General features: G+C 40.5%; 12 protein-coding genes. 7 read left to right on the forward strand and 5 right to left on the reverse strand.

Going from position 1 to position 15,648, the window contains the following annotated elements:
- The 4 genes from DV872_RS26635 to DV872_RS17630 all read left to right on the forward strand — a co-directional run.
- Positions 1–1,906 (forward strand): hypothetical protein (locus DV872_RS26635; RefSeq protein ID WP_158547035.1); only part of this gene is annotated, 1,906 nt, incomplete at its 5' end.
- The gene (locus DV872_RS17620) at positions 1,906–2,847 is read left to right on the forward strand and encodes a hypothetical protein (RefSeq protein ID WP_114631268.1); all 942 of its coding nucleotides are present in this window, start codon (positions 1,906–1,908) and stop codon (positions 2,845–2,847) included. The genes DV872_RS26635 and DV872_RS17620, both read left to right, overlap by 1 nt.
- A gap of 1 nt (position 2,848) precedes the next feature.
- Entirely contained in the window at positions 2,849–4,372 is a 1,524-nt protein-coding gene (locus DV872_RS17625; RefSeq protein WP_114631269.1) for a 6-hydroxymethylpterin diphosphokinase MptE-like protein, read from the forward strand.
- A complete protein-coding gene (locus DV872_RS17630; protein ID WP_114631270.1) occupies positions 4,365–6,002 on the forward strand; it encodes a motility associated factor glycosyltransferase family protein in 1,638 nt (545 codons plus the stop codon). The genes DV872_RS17625 and DV872_RS17630 overlap by 8 nt, the downstream gene beginning before the upstream one ends.
- Here DV872_RS17630 and amrB read toward each other — a convergent pair.
- The gene (gene amrB, locus DV872_RS17635; RefSeq protein WP_114631271.1) at positions 5,996–6,817 is read right to left on the reverse strand and encodes an AmmeMemoRadiSam system protein B; all 822 of its coding nucleotides are present in this window, start codon (positions 6,815–6,817) and stop codon (positions 5,996–5,998) included. The genes DV872_RS17630 and amrB overlap by 7 nt on opposite strands.
- 55 nt (positions 6,818–6,872) lie before the next feature.
- Between amrB and DV872_RS17640 the strand changes: the two genes are divergently transcribed.
- Positions 6,873–8,453, forward strand: coding sequence for a GGDEF domain-containing protein (locus DV872_RS17640; RefSeq protein ID WP_114631272.1), 1,581 nt, complete (start codon positions 6,873–6,875; stop codon positions 8,451–8,453).
- Between the two features lie 78 nt (positions 8,454–8,531).
- Here DV872_RS17640 and DV872_RS17645 read toward each other — a convergent pair whose 3' ends face one another.
- Positions 8,532–9,470 (reverse strand): ribonuclease Z, encoded by a 939-nt coding sequence (locus tag DV872_RS17645; protein ID WP_114631328.1) that lies wholly within the window; start codon positions 9,468–9,470, stop codon positions 8,532–8,534.
- A 216-nt stretch (positions 9,471–9,686) separates the two neighbouring features.
- Here DV872_RS17645 and cls point away from each other — a divergent pair, with 216 nt between their 5' ends.
- Entirely contained in the window at positions 9,687–11,156 is a 1,470-nt protein-coding gene (cls, locus tag DV872_RS17650; protein WP_114631273.1) for a cardiolipin synthase, read from the forward strand.
- Positions 11,157–11,231: 75 nt separating this feature from the next.
- On the opposite strand, the gene DV872_RS17655 is transcribed toward cls, so the two are convergent.
- The 3 genes from DV872_RS17655 to DV872_RS17665 all read right to left on the reverse strand — a co-directional run bounded on the left by DV872_RS17655 (position 11,232) and on the right by DV872_RS17665 (position 14,715).
- Positions 11,232–12,515: an FAD-dependent oxidoreductase gene (locus DV872_RS17655; protein ID WP_114631274.1), complete on the reverse strand. Its 1,284-nt coding sequence runs from the start codon at positions 12,513–12,515 to the stop codon at positions 11,232–11,234.
- Between the two features lie 71 nt (positions 12,516–12,586).
- Positions 12,587–13,900, reverse strand: a complete 1,314-nt coding sequence (locus DV872_RS17660; protein WP_114631275.1) for a radical SAM/SPASM domain-containing protein — start codon at positions 13,898–13,900, stop codon at positions 12,587–12,589.
- Positions 13,901–14,064: 164 nt separating this feature from the next.
- Positions 14,065–14,715 carry a methyltransferase domain-containing protein gene (locus DV872_RS17665; protein WP_114631276.1) on the reverse strand — a complete coding sequence of 217 codons (651 nt, stop codon included), beginning with the start codon at positions 14,713–14,715 and terminating at the stop codon, positions 14,065–14,067.
- Between the two features lie 161 nt (positions 14,716–14,876).
- Between DV872_RS17665 and DV872_RS17670 the strand changes: the two genes are divergently transcribed.
- Positions 14,877–15,635: a hypothetical protein gene (locus tag DV872_RS17670; protein WP_114631277.1), complete on the forward strand. Its 759-nt coding sequence runs from the start codon at positions 14,877–14,879 to the stop codon at positions 15,633–15,635.
- Positions 15,636–15,648: the final 13 nt, after the last annotated feature.

Genomic DNA, 15,648 nt, shown 5'->3' on the forward strand with positions numbered 1-15,648 from the left:
CGATCTGTCATTGGATACTGAAGAGTTAAGTCTCGATGACGATCTGTCATTGGATACTGAAGAGTTAAGTCTCGATGACGATCTGTCATTGGATACTGAAGAGTTAAGTCTCGATGACGATCTGTCATTGGATACTGAAGAGTTAAGTCTCGATGACGATCTGTCACTGGATACTGACGAGTTAAGTCTCGAAGATGATTTTGTTGATGAGATAAATCTAGACACAGATGATCTCAATTTTGACGATAATTTGGATCTGGATGAACTCTCCGATGTTGCAGAAGAAGAAATTACACTGGATAGTGATGATTTAAATATAGAAGATGATCTGAGTCTGGATGATTTCTCTCTTGATGAGGATATAAGTCTTGATGAGGATATAAGTCTTGATGAAGACGAACTGGTTCTTGATCTTACTTCAGAGAATCCTGAAGAAGCAGAACCTGAATTAGATGAATCAGACATAGACAGTCTTCTGACTGATGATGGTATTGAAGAAGTTTCCCTGGATGATTTCGATTTTAATATGGATGAACTCGAAGCTGACGGGGAAGAAGCTCCTGAAGTCGATCTTGAACTGGATGAAATTGAGGAAGTTTCCCTGGATGATCTTGATTCTTTTTCATCAGCAGAAACTGAAACCAACGAAGATGAGGAAGAAGATTTTGATTTTGACCTCACCCTCTCTGATGAACAGGAAGACGATTTTGATGAAGGTGAAGTTGTAGATCTCGGTGATAATCCGGATCTTGGTGTAATTGAACCGGATAGTGAAGAACTTGATGAGAGTCTGGAAGATATATCTCTTGGGCTTGATGATCTGGATATACCAGAAGCCTCCATAGAAGATATATCTGATCTTAGTGAACTTGACGACCTGGATGATATCAATATTGATGATATAACAATTTCTGATGATTTTGATGATCTTGAAGAATCTGCTGAAGATACTGTCGAAGAGCCTGCGACTATCAGTCTGATGGATGTGGATAACGATGGTTTTGATGATTTCAGCCTTGATACATCCGACCTACCTGAAATAGATAATTTTGATGATCTGGAAATTGACAACAATATTCCTAATATCACTGAATCAGATGATGAAATCATCCTTGATATTTCTGAAAATCCGGAAGTAGAGATTGATGATTTCGATCTGGATGAAATAAGTGAAGAAGAATCCATTGAACTTAATGATGAAATGCAGCATGAACTGGATTCTATTGATTCAATTCTGGATGAAGCTGAATCCTTTATGGTAGAAGAAGATCATGAAGATCTGCCCGGTACAGAAGAGATCGATCTCAGTTCTCTTGAAGCTTTGGCGATCCCTGAGGAAGAATCCGTTCCTCAAGAGTTAAATGAAGAGACTGAAACCATAGAAATTGATCTGGATGATGTCCCCGGTGATCTTACTGACGGGCTATCTGAAGATCTTGAACCGGCAGAAGCTGAGGATGAAGAAGAAGTTATTTCAATTGATCTCCCCCATGATCTTTCGGATGATATTGTACCTGAATTACTTGAAGAAGCTGAATTAGATGAAGAAGCTGAATTGAAAGTGGCTCCTGAAGAGTCTGTTTTTGATAATGAGTTAGTTGAGCCCGAAGCCGCAAAGCTGGATGAAACTCCTGTACCGGAAGTTCATGAAGCTATAGAACCTGCTCATGGGCCGACAGTTCAGGAAGTGCCCGAAACCCCACAGCGTTCATATCTTGATGAAGCCAACAGTAGTGCAAGTCTCAAGAAACTTCCCCCTGAACTTAAAGAAGAGATCCGGGAAATACTGACTTATATGGATCAGTTACTTGAATCCCTTCCAGAAGACAAGATTCAGGAATTCGCCCGTAGTGAACATTTCGAAGTATACAAAAAGATATTTGAGGAACTTGGAATCACCAGCTGATGGGTTTATTAGACAGAGCCAGAGACTCCCAGGTGCCGGTCAACGGTACGGGGGATGATTTTCTTCAGAAATTACACAATCTCGAAAAAGGGGTGGACTATCCTGTTGTACTTTTTCAGCAGCTGATAAACCACCTTTCTATAGAAAAAGCAGCTGTTTTTTTAAAATCTGATTCAGACGATAGTTTTAACTGTCTCAGTTCCAAGGGTTATGACAAGACAACAACCAATCGACTCAGAATGGACCGTCATACAATTGAAACAACTGAGTTTACTTCAATGCTTGAACAGAAAAACAGTCTTGTAACATCTCAGGCAACTCACTTTTTGAAAGAGTATATGTCTTCAAGAGAATTCGGTCTTATAGAAGAGATTCACTGGCTCCCCTTTTTTCATGAAAATAGAATAATCTGCATAATAATGATTAGTCAGTGGCATAATTTTGTTCCCGATGACTGGCAGAATCTATTTAATAATATTAGCAGCCGTTTCTCTCAGAATGTATTTAACAGTAGAAAAGCTCTTGTGGTACAAGGAAATACTAATGTTCGAAGACCCGGAAAAGTGGAACTTCTGGACAAACTCAAGGCTCTTGCCGGAAAGGATGTCTATATAATTGAAGTTGATCTCTCTCCTCTGATTAAAATGCTTATGAATATCAAGGAAGGTCTTTCCATGTTACATCTGAAAAAAGAGATACTTTCTGTTTTCAGAACCATGGCCGGACCTCAACAGGAGCTGATTGACCTGGGAAATAACAAGGTTCTTCTTATTCTGGACAAACAGCGTGTTCCTGATAAATCCCTTTTTATTCATCAGCTTTCAGCATCCCTGCCCCTGCTCTTTCAGGACCTTGAGACTTCTCCTGTGCTCAGCACCAGGGATTTTGATTTTCCTGCTACAGAAGAAGAACAGGATGAACTGATAAGGGCTCTGATGTAAAATGCTTCTGGAAAAGAGTCGTAAAGGACCTTTGACTGCCAGATTCATTAACAGATATATTCATTCCCGTTATGATCCTGAAAAAGAAGCAGTTCAGCTATTAAATAATTTCACAGCACAGGAAGATTACAACAGTCAAAAGACAGTTCTGGTTTTTGAACCCGGTCTTGGATATATTCTTGAAAAACTTAAAAGTGTACATGACAGTTCAAATATTATTATATTTTTCTATGATTCCGATTGTTACAACTATTGTAAATCTCAGGGGCTCCTGGATAATATAAAATATTATCATCCTGGGAGTGATTTGAGTCTGGATGGATTTCTCGGCTCAATACTTTATGATATAGATATAAGAAACATCCTTTTTTTTGAACTGCCTTCCACAGCAGCACTTTTTTCCGACATTCATAATAATTATCAGAAAAAGATTCTGGAACATTTATCAATATCCCATGGCTCAGAGATGACCAGAAATCATTTTGCCCTCAAGTGGATTCTTAATAGTTTCAGAAACTATCTTTATCAGGATTTCTCAGGTCGTATCCTTTCTATCGAGGCTCCTGTAATTCTAACTGCTTCCGGTCCGAGCCTTGAACAGCATATCAGCCGGATTTCTGAGTTGAAGAACAGCTATGTTATTGCTGCTCTACCCTCATCACTAGCCCTGCTCAGCTCATATGGAGTGATACCGGATATACTATTCACTACTGATCCCGGATTTTATGCCCGGGAACATTTACGTTTCCTCCACAAGGATACAATAATTATCAGTTCAGTAATCTCATCCCTGATTGAATCTGAGAATTTCTGCTGTGGAATAAATCAGCACAGCTTTCCTGAGAATCTTTTATTAAGAGAGAATGAACTGCAGGGCTTTCCTGAGATGGGAACTGTAGCAGCTACAGCTCTTTTTTACCTAATGAAACTCACCCGGAACAAGATATATATTACCGGTCTTGATTTTTGCATGAGTGACATTAAAATGCATGCTCAGCCTCACTCATTTACATCATATATTCTCAAGGACGAATCTAGATTGAATCCCGGATATAGTGCTTTCTATAACAGAGCAGCGTCTATGACACAGAGTATTGACGGACAGTACAGACTCACTAGAAACATGAATACCTATACGGCCTGGTTCAAGCAGCAGAATTTCAACAATAAAGTCTTCAGACTTAAACCTGCAGCCGTAAGCCTTCCGATTCCTGAGTTGGATTCTCTGCCTATAAAACCTGCATTGACCTTTAAAATAAAAACTGAAATGAATACAGAGTATCCGGATTTTTCTGAGAGACGTAGACGAGTTAAAAACATAGAGCAGAATTTAAATAATATGATACTGGATTTTGAGAATAATGACAAAATGTCCTCCCACCTTTCTGAGTTTACAGCAGAAGTTTTTCCAAAATTCAGACTCAATTCTGAAAAAAATAATTTAAATGAAAACTCCGCAAAATCCGATTTTCTGTATAAGATAAAATATCTCATAAAAAAAATAGGCTGTATTTCCAATGGATAATAAGATTCTGGACAAAAATCTACTCTGCCTCGCGTCTACATCTTCAGAAGCTGCATCCCTGATTTCTCACTGCAGGGACACAGATGAAATAACGGTGATAACATCCAGAGACGGAAACCCTGTTCCTGTACTTGTAGAAAAACCTCTCCATTCAAGGTTTAATCCTGTCAGAGAGGGCGAAAGGCTGTCCCGGCAGTACATAAAGGGCGGCATGATTCTGGCCTATGGTCTGGGAGGTGCTTATCACCTTCTTCCCCTTCTGAGTAATAAAGAGCTTAGCAGTCTGATTATTATTGAAAATGATCCTTCTATTGTCAGGTCGATTCTCAGTCTTATGGATCTGAGTTCTCTTTTCCTGGATAAACGGGTCAGACTCTGGATTTCTGAAAATCCTGAAGATTTTAAAAAAACATTGCTGACAAAATATGTACCTGTATTGTCGGGTGATCTGCAGAGTATCAGTTTGAGAACCAGAATTGAGAGAGATCCTGAGTTCTATCATAGATTAGCGGAAGTAGTTCAGGAATCAATCTCTGCTATAACTGATGATTACACCGTACAGACTCATTTCGGGAAGAAATGGTTTGTAAATACACTGAATAACCTTGAAGCCTCTGAGGAGACTACTGTCACCCTTAAGCCGGTACATAAGGTTCAGATTACAGCTGCCGGTCCTGGACTGGAAAAACAAATGCCTCACCTTATCAGAAACAGGGAAAAATCTACTCTTATTGCCACTGATACATCTCTTCCGGTACTTCTTGCTAATGGGCTCACCCCTGATATGGTCATTTCCATAGACTGTCAGCATATAAGTTATCACCATTTCATGAAGGGTTATCCCGAAGATGTTCCACTTGTTCTGGATCTGGCTTCACCTCCTTTTCTTACCCGTATTGCAAAAAACTGTTTTTTCTTTACCAGCGATCATCCTTTTTCCAACTATGTGAGTAAGAATTTCAGACAGTTTCCTCATATTGATACTTCGGGAGGCAATGTGACCCATGCTGCCCTCAGCCTTGCTGAATCTCTCGGGGCTAAACATATACAGCTCTATGGTGCAGATTTTTCATACCCTTACGGTAAACCTTATGCCCGGGGAAGCTATGTATTTCCCTATTTTCAGAAATCAAGCTGTCGGATTTCGGGTATTGAAAATCAGGTTATGGATTTTGTCCTTCATAACAAGTCCCTGAATAAGGAGATCTTTGAAGGTGGATTCCGATATATCTCCAAACCGATGATCCATTATAAATCCAGCCTGGAAAAAAAAGCTGAGAGAATGTCTGCACATATAGAAAACATCCGTGCAGACGGAGTTCACCTCAAATTTTCAGGAATAAAATCAAAGCCCGGGAATGAGTTCAGAATGATGAGTGCAGGTAGATCATATCAGAGCCGGCAGGATTTTCTAAAAGAACTTGCAGAAAAGATTAATGATATCCCTGAGTTGAAGGGAAATATTAATGAGTTTCTGGACTCACTGAATAAGAGTCAGAAAGAGATACTTCTTTCTATTCTTCCTGCAGCAGCCCATTTCAGGAAAAAATGTGACTCGGGAACAACTGCACTTAATCAGGCAAGATCGTGGACAATAGATCTGATTCGTAGAAAAACTGTGAATTACTGATAAAGAACAGAACCGTATCCTACAAAATCACTTCCTGAATCGTATACATCATAACTATATTTATGCTCGCAGATCCGGCCTTCCAGGATACCTGCTTCCAGGGCGAAGCCTGCAGCCGCAGCGGCGGCTCCTGATGAACATGCTGTGTTTTCAGTAAGTGCATAGCTGATCGACTCTTCTACTTTAAGAGCAGCCAGTAATTCAAGGTACCTACTATCTTTTTCCCGGACTACAGCTCTGGCCTGATCACTTAATCCATAATCCATGTAGCCGAATCGTGCACCATAATGGCTCAGATCAGTAGAACCAAGAAGAAAAGTCTTCTTGCCCTTATCAGAACATATCTGCCGGGCCCTCCTTCCCCAGTCCACAGACTGTACGGAAGCAGGCATTCTTACAGGAAGAACAGTGATCTGTGGAAGAATATTTTTAATCATAGGCAGCATAATTTCAACAGTGTTGTCCATATCTCTGTCCGGTATAAATCCACTGCAGAGAAGCTGCAGTATTTCCCTGTCTACATTCAGCTCTCCGAAAGGAGTTGCCAGGCTGCTGTAATCCAGCACTCTGCACTCAGCTGAGCTTGAGAGATGACCTCCGGCTATGATGACAAGATCACAGTCCCGGGGTATGGAATTGATAATCTGCCAGGCCATTGAACCGGAAAAATCCCAGCCCGCATGGGGCGCAATTCCAGCGGCAGTTTCTCCGCCATTGCTGAAATTTTTAGATTCCCAGCTTTTTAACTGCATTTCTGCTGACCCGATGGAATGGGGATACCAGCCTTCAGGCAGCATCATTTTTCTCTGATCCATAAAAATCCTTTAAAAAATAATGCACAAAACTTTATTTCTGCGTATAATGTTTACTATGAAAAAGGCAATTACAACTGTACATACAATTATAGTGATTCTGGGGCTGTTGGCAACCGCGGGTTGGTCAGGGTACTACCTGTATAATCAGCGTCAGTTTAATACTGAAAACAATGCGTCCAGATTACCGGCGTTAGTCCAGAGAGTCTCCGGTTCTCTCAGCAATAGTGAAACTCTCTACGACAAGGGTTTCGGCGAGGATATCAAGCAGATATTTACTGAGAATAAGGATATTATTGCATTATCCATATACTCCTATGATACGGGTATTGAATATTTTTACAGTAGGAACGGACAGGTTAAGATCGTCAGTGAAGAATCTGATGCTCTTGAACAGAATCCCGCATACAAGGGACTGAGTTTTTCAAACAGCATAGGTTCTGTACCTCTTCAGATTAAAAACAAACCAGGCAGCAATATTGATATCATATTCACTGTTCTTCCAAGAACATCTGTTTTCTATGTTCTTAAAATTGCACTTCTGGCAGTAATAGTCCTTTTTGTAATAACTTTGATTTTGATTGTAGCGTTCAGTCTATCAAAGGAGAAAGCTCCAAAGGGGAAAACAGAAGAAGATTGGAATGAAGAATCCGATACGGCTTCTGACTTTTCTGATGCTCTTGCTGAAGACATGAGCGGATCCTCCCTGGATTCAGGATTGGGGGAAGATAGCTTTGGTGATGATTCTTTCGGCAATGACAGTTTGTCTGATGACAGCTTTGGCTCGGATGACAGTTCAGATTTCTCTATGGATGATGATCTTGATTTTGATATTCCTTCCGATGAACCTGTCCCAGCTTCGGATTCTGACTTTTCAATGGACGATGATGACCTCAGTCTGGATTCTGATCTGGATGATATGAACCTTGATGATATGAATCTTGAAGACAGCATTCCCGACATACCCGATGAAGAAGATCTTCTTGGTATGGATCATGAAGAGCTGCCATCAGATGATTTTGTAGATTCGGCCGCAGCAGATGATTCTGCTGATGATTTTGAATTTCCTGCAGACGACAGTCTTTTTGATGAAATGTCATCTGATGACCTTGATATTGATGATTCGCATCTAGATGATGTTGAACCTGCTGCAGGAGACGGCTCACCCACCCTCTATAATCCCGAAACCGGTCTCGGCTGGGAAGCGTTTCTTGATGAAAGACTTGGTCTTGAACTGGAGCGATCAGCATCCTTTGATCAGGATCTGGTTCTGCTGATGATAAGAGATATGGGAAATGAGAATGAAATGGAACAGATTTCTGCTGCAGTCAGAGATGAATACAGTTATCATGATCTTATCTTTGAAGCCGGTGAAAATTCTTTGGCCCTCATTGAACCGAATAAGGATCTCGATGATGCTATAAGTGATGCTCAGAGTCTTATCAAAAAACTTGAACAGGAATCCGGATTCAGTAATCTTAAATGCGGACTCTCTTCACGTAATGGACGCTTAATCACTGGTAAAAGACTTATCAAGGAAGCAGATACATCATTGAACAAGGCTGATGAGGAAAACCCCATCGTAGGCTTCAGATCAGATCCTGAAAAGTTCAGAGAGTATTTGAGTAATAAGTCATAAACTTATTTATCTGATTAGATTATTTATCCCCCGGAAAACCGGGGGATTTTTTTGTTTCTGAGTTATGGGGGAAAGATTTTATTCCTCGTAGGGAATTTCTATCTTCATTCTGTCACGGGTGAGAAAGGTATCAGGAAAGATCTCTTTTGCTTCCCGTAAAAGATTTTGCAGCTCTTTTTCTGTATACCGGGGACTGTAATGAATCAGCCCCATCCTTTTAATACCACCGGCAGCTTCGGCGATGCTTGCCGCCTGCTGACTGGTGAGATGCTTTTTCTCTCGAGCAGAAGCCTGCAGTGATTTATCAAACATTCCTTCACATATAAACAGATCTGAATCTTTTACTTCTTCAGAAAGACCGGGAACAACAGCTGTATCAGTTACAAAACTGAATTTCCTCCCCTTTCTCGTCTTACCCATCACATGTTCCGGAAGAATAACCTGTCCGTTTTCAAGCTCTACGGATTCACCATTCTGCAGCCTGGACCATGAAGGACCCACAGGGACACCAGCCTCTTTTGCTTTCTCAGGAAAAAAGACTCCCGGACGTTCCTTTTCTTCCAGAACATAACCGACACAGACTTTTGAATGATTCAGTGGAATCGAACGAATGGTCATCTCTTCGTCTTCATAAACAATTCCAGGTTTGTCCGGTTCGGCTATTTCTTCAATAATTATCTCATAATTGACATACATATCAAGAACCTTGCGACTGCTCTCAACATACTCTTTGATCTTGGCTGGTCCGATAATGGTCAGAGGTTCGGTTCTCTCAACCTGAGAAGAGAGCATCAGAATTCCTGGCAGCCCGGTAATATGATCCGCATGTGTATGAGATATGAATATTTTTGTAATTTTTTTCCAACGTAAATTAAGCTTCCTCAGAGAGACCTGAGTACCTTCACCACAGTCAAAGAGAAAGAGATCTCCCTCTCTTCTCATAAGGACAGAGGTCAGGTGTCTCCCCGGCAGAGGCATCATGCCTCCTGTTCCCAGTATAAATACTTCCATAATGATCAAGAAAATAACAAAAAAACAGCATTAAGGGAAGTTGTATGCTAATGTATTGGTATATTATTATATTCTTAAGCCTCTAACACTTATGATAGCAGGTAGATGACGCTTGCTTTGCCGTTATTCAATAACCTAATATTTAAGATATAGAGGTTCTCAAACCTTGATTTAAAGTGATTACTAAAGCTTTTATTCAGTCTCGGTATAAAAAGGAATAGTATGTTTAGTTTTCTCCCGGATATTTTTTATTATATTAACTTTGTTATAATATTCTTTTCTATAATCTATATTCTTCTCTCCAATAAGGAGAGTGAAGCAAGTCTTGCCTGGATGATGCTTATTATGGCAATTCCCATTTGGGGGTTCCTGTTGTTTCTACTCATTGGAATGGACGTTAAGAATTCAAAAATAATCCCTAAAAGACCTGAAGAACTATTTGCAGAAAAGCTTAAGCCTCTTCTTCAATCACAGCGGGAACTGCTGCAGGAGAGTGAAATCGGTGATAGTGAATCTATGACTGATGTAATGAAAAGTATAAAACTTCTTCTAAACTCCAATCAGGCTGCTCTGACCCTGGATAACAGTGTTGAAATATACTATTCAGGGAAAAAACTCTACGAAAAGCTGCTGGCAGATCTTGAGAATGCCAATCAGTCCATTCATATGGAGTATTTTATCTGGAAATCTGATGAGCTGGGTCAAAAAATAAAGGATATTCTTGTCAGGAAATCCGCACAGGGTGTGGATGTCAAACTTATTTTTGACGGGCTTGGATCCTTTGGTAGAATTTCTTTCAAATATAAAAAAGAACTTAGAAAGGCCGGTGTCAAATTCAGCTATTTTAAAGATCTGAATCGTTTGATGGCACGAATGAAAATAAATTACAGCAATCACAAAAAAATTGTAGTCATAGACAGCATTATAGCCTACACAGGGGGCATGAATGTCGGCATGGAGTATATTGACGGCGGAGCATCTTTTGAGTCCTGGAGAGACACTCACGTACGGCTGAAAGGGAAATGTGTCCATATTCTCCAGTCAATCTTTCTAACAGACTGGTTTAACTGTGGACATGAGATGCTGATTGAAGATGACTTCTTTCCTGAAGAGCTGCCGGAACAACTTCCTGATGACCTTATTAATGTACCCGTTCAGATAGCTGTAAGCGGCCCGGATTCACAGTGGAATTCCATAGAGCTGCTTATATTTAATATGATAACCAATGCCAATCATGAGGTCTTTATCCAAAGCCCCTACTTTATCCCGGATCTAGCCATGATGAAGGCAATGGAATCGGCAGCAATGTCTGGAATTGATATAACTCTGATGATGGCTGGAATCCCTGATAAGAAGATAGCCTGGTGGACAGCATTCACCTATTTTGAACCTCTCCTTGAGGCGGGAGTAAAGATACTCCATTATGAGGAAGGCTTTCTTCATTCCAAGGTAGTGATAATGGACAGCATTGTAAGCACAGTGGGAACCTGTAATATGGATATACGCAGTTTCAGGCTGAACTATGAAGTTAATGCGGTATTTTATGATAATGATATTTCAAAGAACCTGAAGGATCAGTTTGTATTGGACAGCCTTTGCTGCCGGGAAATAACCCTTGAGGAAATTCAGTCCATGAGTTCTTCTAGAAAACTGAGAAATTCTGTTTGCAGACTGTTTTCACCGCTCATGTAAAAAAAAGCCGCCGACTTTTATCTGTACGACAGCTTTATAATACCCCCCTTTCCAGAGAGGTTAAAGATCTGAGAATCAGCCCAGTTCCCTGGAAATTGATATGGCGGCGATAGTTCCGTCTGATACAGCTGTTGTAATCTGTCTGAATTTTTTTGTTCTGACATCACCGGCAACATATATATCGGGAATGTTTGTTTTCATGTCTTCATCTGATATAAGGTATCCCCAGTCATCTTTTTTAAGATCTGCTGTAAATCCGTCCAGGTTGGGAAGAAAACCTACAAATACAAATATTCCGTTGGTATTGAGTGTTTTCATCTCTTTAGTTTTAAGATCTTCAACAACCACAGACATATCCATGGCTCCGTTTCTTACAAACTCTCTGGGCTCATGTTCAAAAAGAATATTGATCTTTTCATTGGCAAATACTTCTTTCTGAGCTTCCTTATTTGCCTGAAGCTCATCAAACTGATGAACAATGGTAATGGATTTTGCAAACCTGGCAATAAATAGAGATTCTTCGATTGCAGAATTTCCACCGCCGATCACGACGACATCCTTATCATCAAAATATTTTGCATCGCAGGTGGCACAATAGGATATTCCGTTCCCTCTGTATTCAAGCTCTCCGGGAAGGCCCAGTGGTCTGGGAGATGATCCGGTTGCGATTATTACTTTTTTAGCTTTGATGGTTTCAACACCATCAATCAGTATTTCTTTTTTATTCAGATCGATGGATGTAACATCCACAGCCGCTCTGAAATCAACACCTGCACCCTTTGTCTGCTCACTCATGAAGTGTGCCAGCATCATTCCCTGCTGGGGTTCAATAAAACCGGGATAGTTAGATACCTGATGGGTTGTTGCGACATATCCACCTGTGAGAGCTGTATCAATAATTACAGTCTTAAGGTGAGCCTGTCCCAGATAGGTGGCTGCAGTCAGTCCGGCAGGACCTCCTCCCATAACAGCTACATCATATTCACTTGTAAAAGGTTCAATACTGTTTTTGATCTCTACAGCTCTCTTGTCACCGACCATTTTATCCAGTGTTTCAACCAGTGAAGAACGTTTGATTCCTCCGGTCTGTCTATCTGCCATCTCTTTACCATCTTCATAAAAAATAACAGTAGGAGAGCTGACTACTTCCAGATCCTGGGACAGTTCTCTGTTTCCCTGTCTGAAAATCTTCAGAAATTTAAGGTCATTACCATAAAGTTCACTCAAGGCGGCATATTTGCTGGCCAGAGCCTCACAGGGAGGACACTCTGTGGAATAAAAGTCTACTACAACTTTTCCACCCTTCAGAACATCCCGATCCCAGTCTACTGCATTGATTTCTTTAATTTTCCCTGCCATTTGAATATCTCCTAATTCTACCTTGACTGATCTACAGCCCGGGTTATTGAAATTGATAAAGGCTATGAGGCCTACTCTTCCAGATAAGCGGACAACCCGAGGGTCATCAACTCCTTAATTGGCCGGCAGTCTGCATTCATAATGCTGCCGGTCCGATTCTTTGCAACAGCGGCGCAACCGCCTCCACAGGCAAGCTGTACTGCACAGCTCCGGCATTTTTCAATAGAGCAGACATCCCGCTCCTGCCATTCCTCAATAGTTTCTTCATTCATTATTATTTCAGGAAAGAACTGTCCCAGCTCTTCACCTTTTTTACCTACAGTAGCCGTACATGAGTAGATATTGCCTGTATAATCAAAGGCCCATTCAGTCTTTGCTCCCGGACAGGAATCAAAAAGCGGCTGGGGCAGTTCACCCTCTTCCGACAGGAAGCGGGACAAAGAGAACGCCGGTTTATGAAACTCAAGAATTTCAGGATGATCATTGATCAATTCATAAATTTTTTCGTACATTCCTATTCTTGTATAAAGATATGCATGGTCTTTCTGACAGCTGTGAAGCTCATAATTTCGCCCAAGCTGTGTCACAAATAGATCTGATTCAGTCCATCCCTGATCAATGGCATATTGAGCCAGTGCAGGAAGGGAATCAATATTATGTTTATCTATAACTGCTCTGAGATTTACCCGTATCCCTGCTTGGAGAGTCATGTTCACAGCATCAGAAACTTTCTGAAATGTTCCTACTCCCCCCTTCAAGGGTCGTCGTACATCGTGAATAGCTGCAGGCCCGTCCAGAGTAATCTGTATTTCCCTGATCTTTGACTGTTTCAAACGCGGTAGATAAGATTCAAGAGAATAACCGTTTGTAACGATTGCCAGGGATAATCCCCGTTCATCAGCTCTGTCAAGGAAATGAAAAATATTCTTCTTATGTGATTCTGATGTCAGCAGCGGCTCTCCGCCGAAAAGGGTGAGATAATATGATCTGCCTGCAAAATTTTTATCCAGATATTTGAAAAAGGCATCGATGATCTCTGTCTGATCCTTTACTGCTGTTGATACACCGTATTCTTCCTGATAACAGTATGTACATTTGAAATTACAGAAATAGTCGGGTACATAAAAGATCTGCACCTCAGCGTCATCCTGCTGATCAATAAAATCCAGATATGAGGAATTAAAAAGAGCTTTCTCTTTATCTTCTTCCATATAATAACCCTTTTCTATAAAAGGCTGAGGATCCTGCAGTTTATCATCCAGAAAGTCTCCGGCTATTTCAGGCCCTATCAGATCGGCCTGACCAGATAGGGGATTGATAATATACCAGGATTCAGAATCCTTAATGGGAGCACAAAATGTATGTAGGGATTTTCTTAAACTCACTTTATTTCCTTATTGTTTCAAAAAACCGGGCCAGAAGGCCCGGATAAAATCAGTCGTGACAACCAGCCACAACGGGAGAAATCTTTGCACAGCACTGAGCTGTTTTCTTAACATCACCCTGTTTTTTCTTAATTAGAGATTTCATAATCCACCTCCTGTCTTTATTAACAGCAACAGCTTCCGGTTTTAAAACCGGAGACTGTGAAACTGACTACAGATATTTTGCCCTTTTCATAAGGTTGGGACTCCTCAAGTATATTGATATGCTCAAAACCTGCCCCTTCCAGAAGGCTCATATAGACTTCCCTGGTCACGGCACCGGCCCAGCACTCTGAAACGGCTACGGGGTCATTTGCATATTCATCGGGAACATCCACTGTCGAATAGATATCACTGACTGTGAAACGTCCACCTGTTTTTAAGACTCTATATATTTCAGCCCAGGTTTGAGCTTTGTCAGCAACATGATTAAGAACACAGTTTGATATAATCAAATCTACGGTTCCACATTTCAGAGGTAATTTTTCAAGATTGGAATGTAAGAACTCAACATTTGTTTTTCCGAGTTTTTTGGCAGTTTTCTCTGCTTTTCTTATCATTCCGTCTGATAGATCGATACCGTAAACATACCCTTCTTCACCCACCTGATCGGCCATTCGAAGAACGTCGCTTCCTCTTCCGCTTCCAAGATCCAGACAGACTTCACCTGCCTGGGCTCCAGCAAACTGAATGGCTTTACCGCATGATAGACAACAGTCACTGTCAGCAAGCTCTGTATAACGTATATTGATTGCATCAACTTTATTAAGTTCCATGATGTTTTCCTTTATATCAGCAATTATATAATTTAATACTTATAAATCAATATATTGATTTCAATATATATAACTTAACAGGGCTTTTTATTTTAGTCAATTCCTTTTTCAAAATATGGTTATTATATTATTTTTGTTCCATATTAAAGTTGAGGTAATTTATGCACAGATATATATCACTTCTGCCCCTGCTGTTCTTTTTTTATTCATGTTCAACACTGCCTGTGGAAACCGTCAGTGAAAAAACAGAAGAACCCACTGAAATTGTAATTCAGGAAACAACCGTTTACCAAGGATTAAATGAATTTAATGGCTTGTTGAATCTGTATAAAAACGCTCATATTTCCCCTGAAAGAAACATAGATAACAGAGAATGGCTGATGCATCAGATAAATTACTGGGCTGATAAAGATCAACTTGCAGTACAGCGGATATATGAAGATCTGCTGTATAGAAATTGGTCCGATGATGAAAAAAGTGAGTATCTAAACTCCGCTTTTCAAATCCTTTCAGATGATAGAGAGACAATTCTGGATGATCTCGCATACCTGATTGATCACAGTCTTCTTTTACAGGATATGCCATGGATGGTCAGAGACTTTTATGACGAGCGAAGTGAATTCAGTTATTGGTATCTGTTATATATGGGAAGATCCATCTATCCATTCTGGCTTGATGGCAGCGTATTGCCGACTATGCTGAAACTCATTCCGGAAGATAGAATCACAGCAGTAACTTATCTCTGGATGAAGAATCCTGAAAATTTAATAAGAATGAAATCAGAAATCTACAATGCAGGGTATCCCTGGAGCAGATTGATATATCTGATGGATATGGCTGAAGAAATCAACTCCCAGATTGAGACACTCATGCCCCCGGGAGAAGTCAAAAACAATATTCAGGCAGGAAATCTAATATAATTCAGCCCTGAGG

The organism is Oceanispirochaeta sp. M1 (assembly GCF_003346715.1).
Taxonomy (GTDB): Bacteria; Spirochaetota; Spirochaetia; order DSM-2461; family DSM-2461; genus Oceanispirochaeta.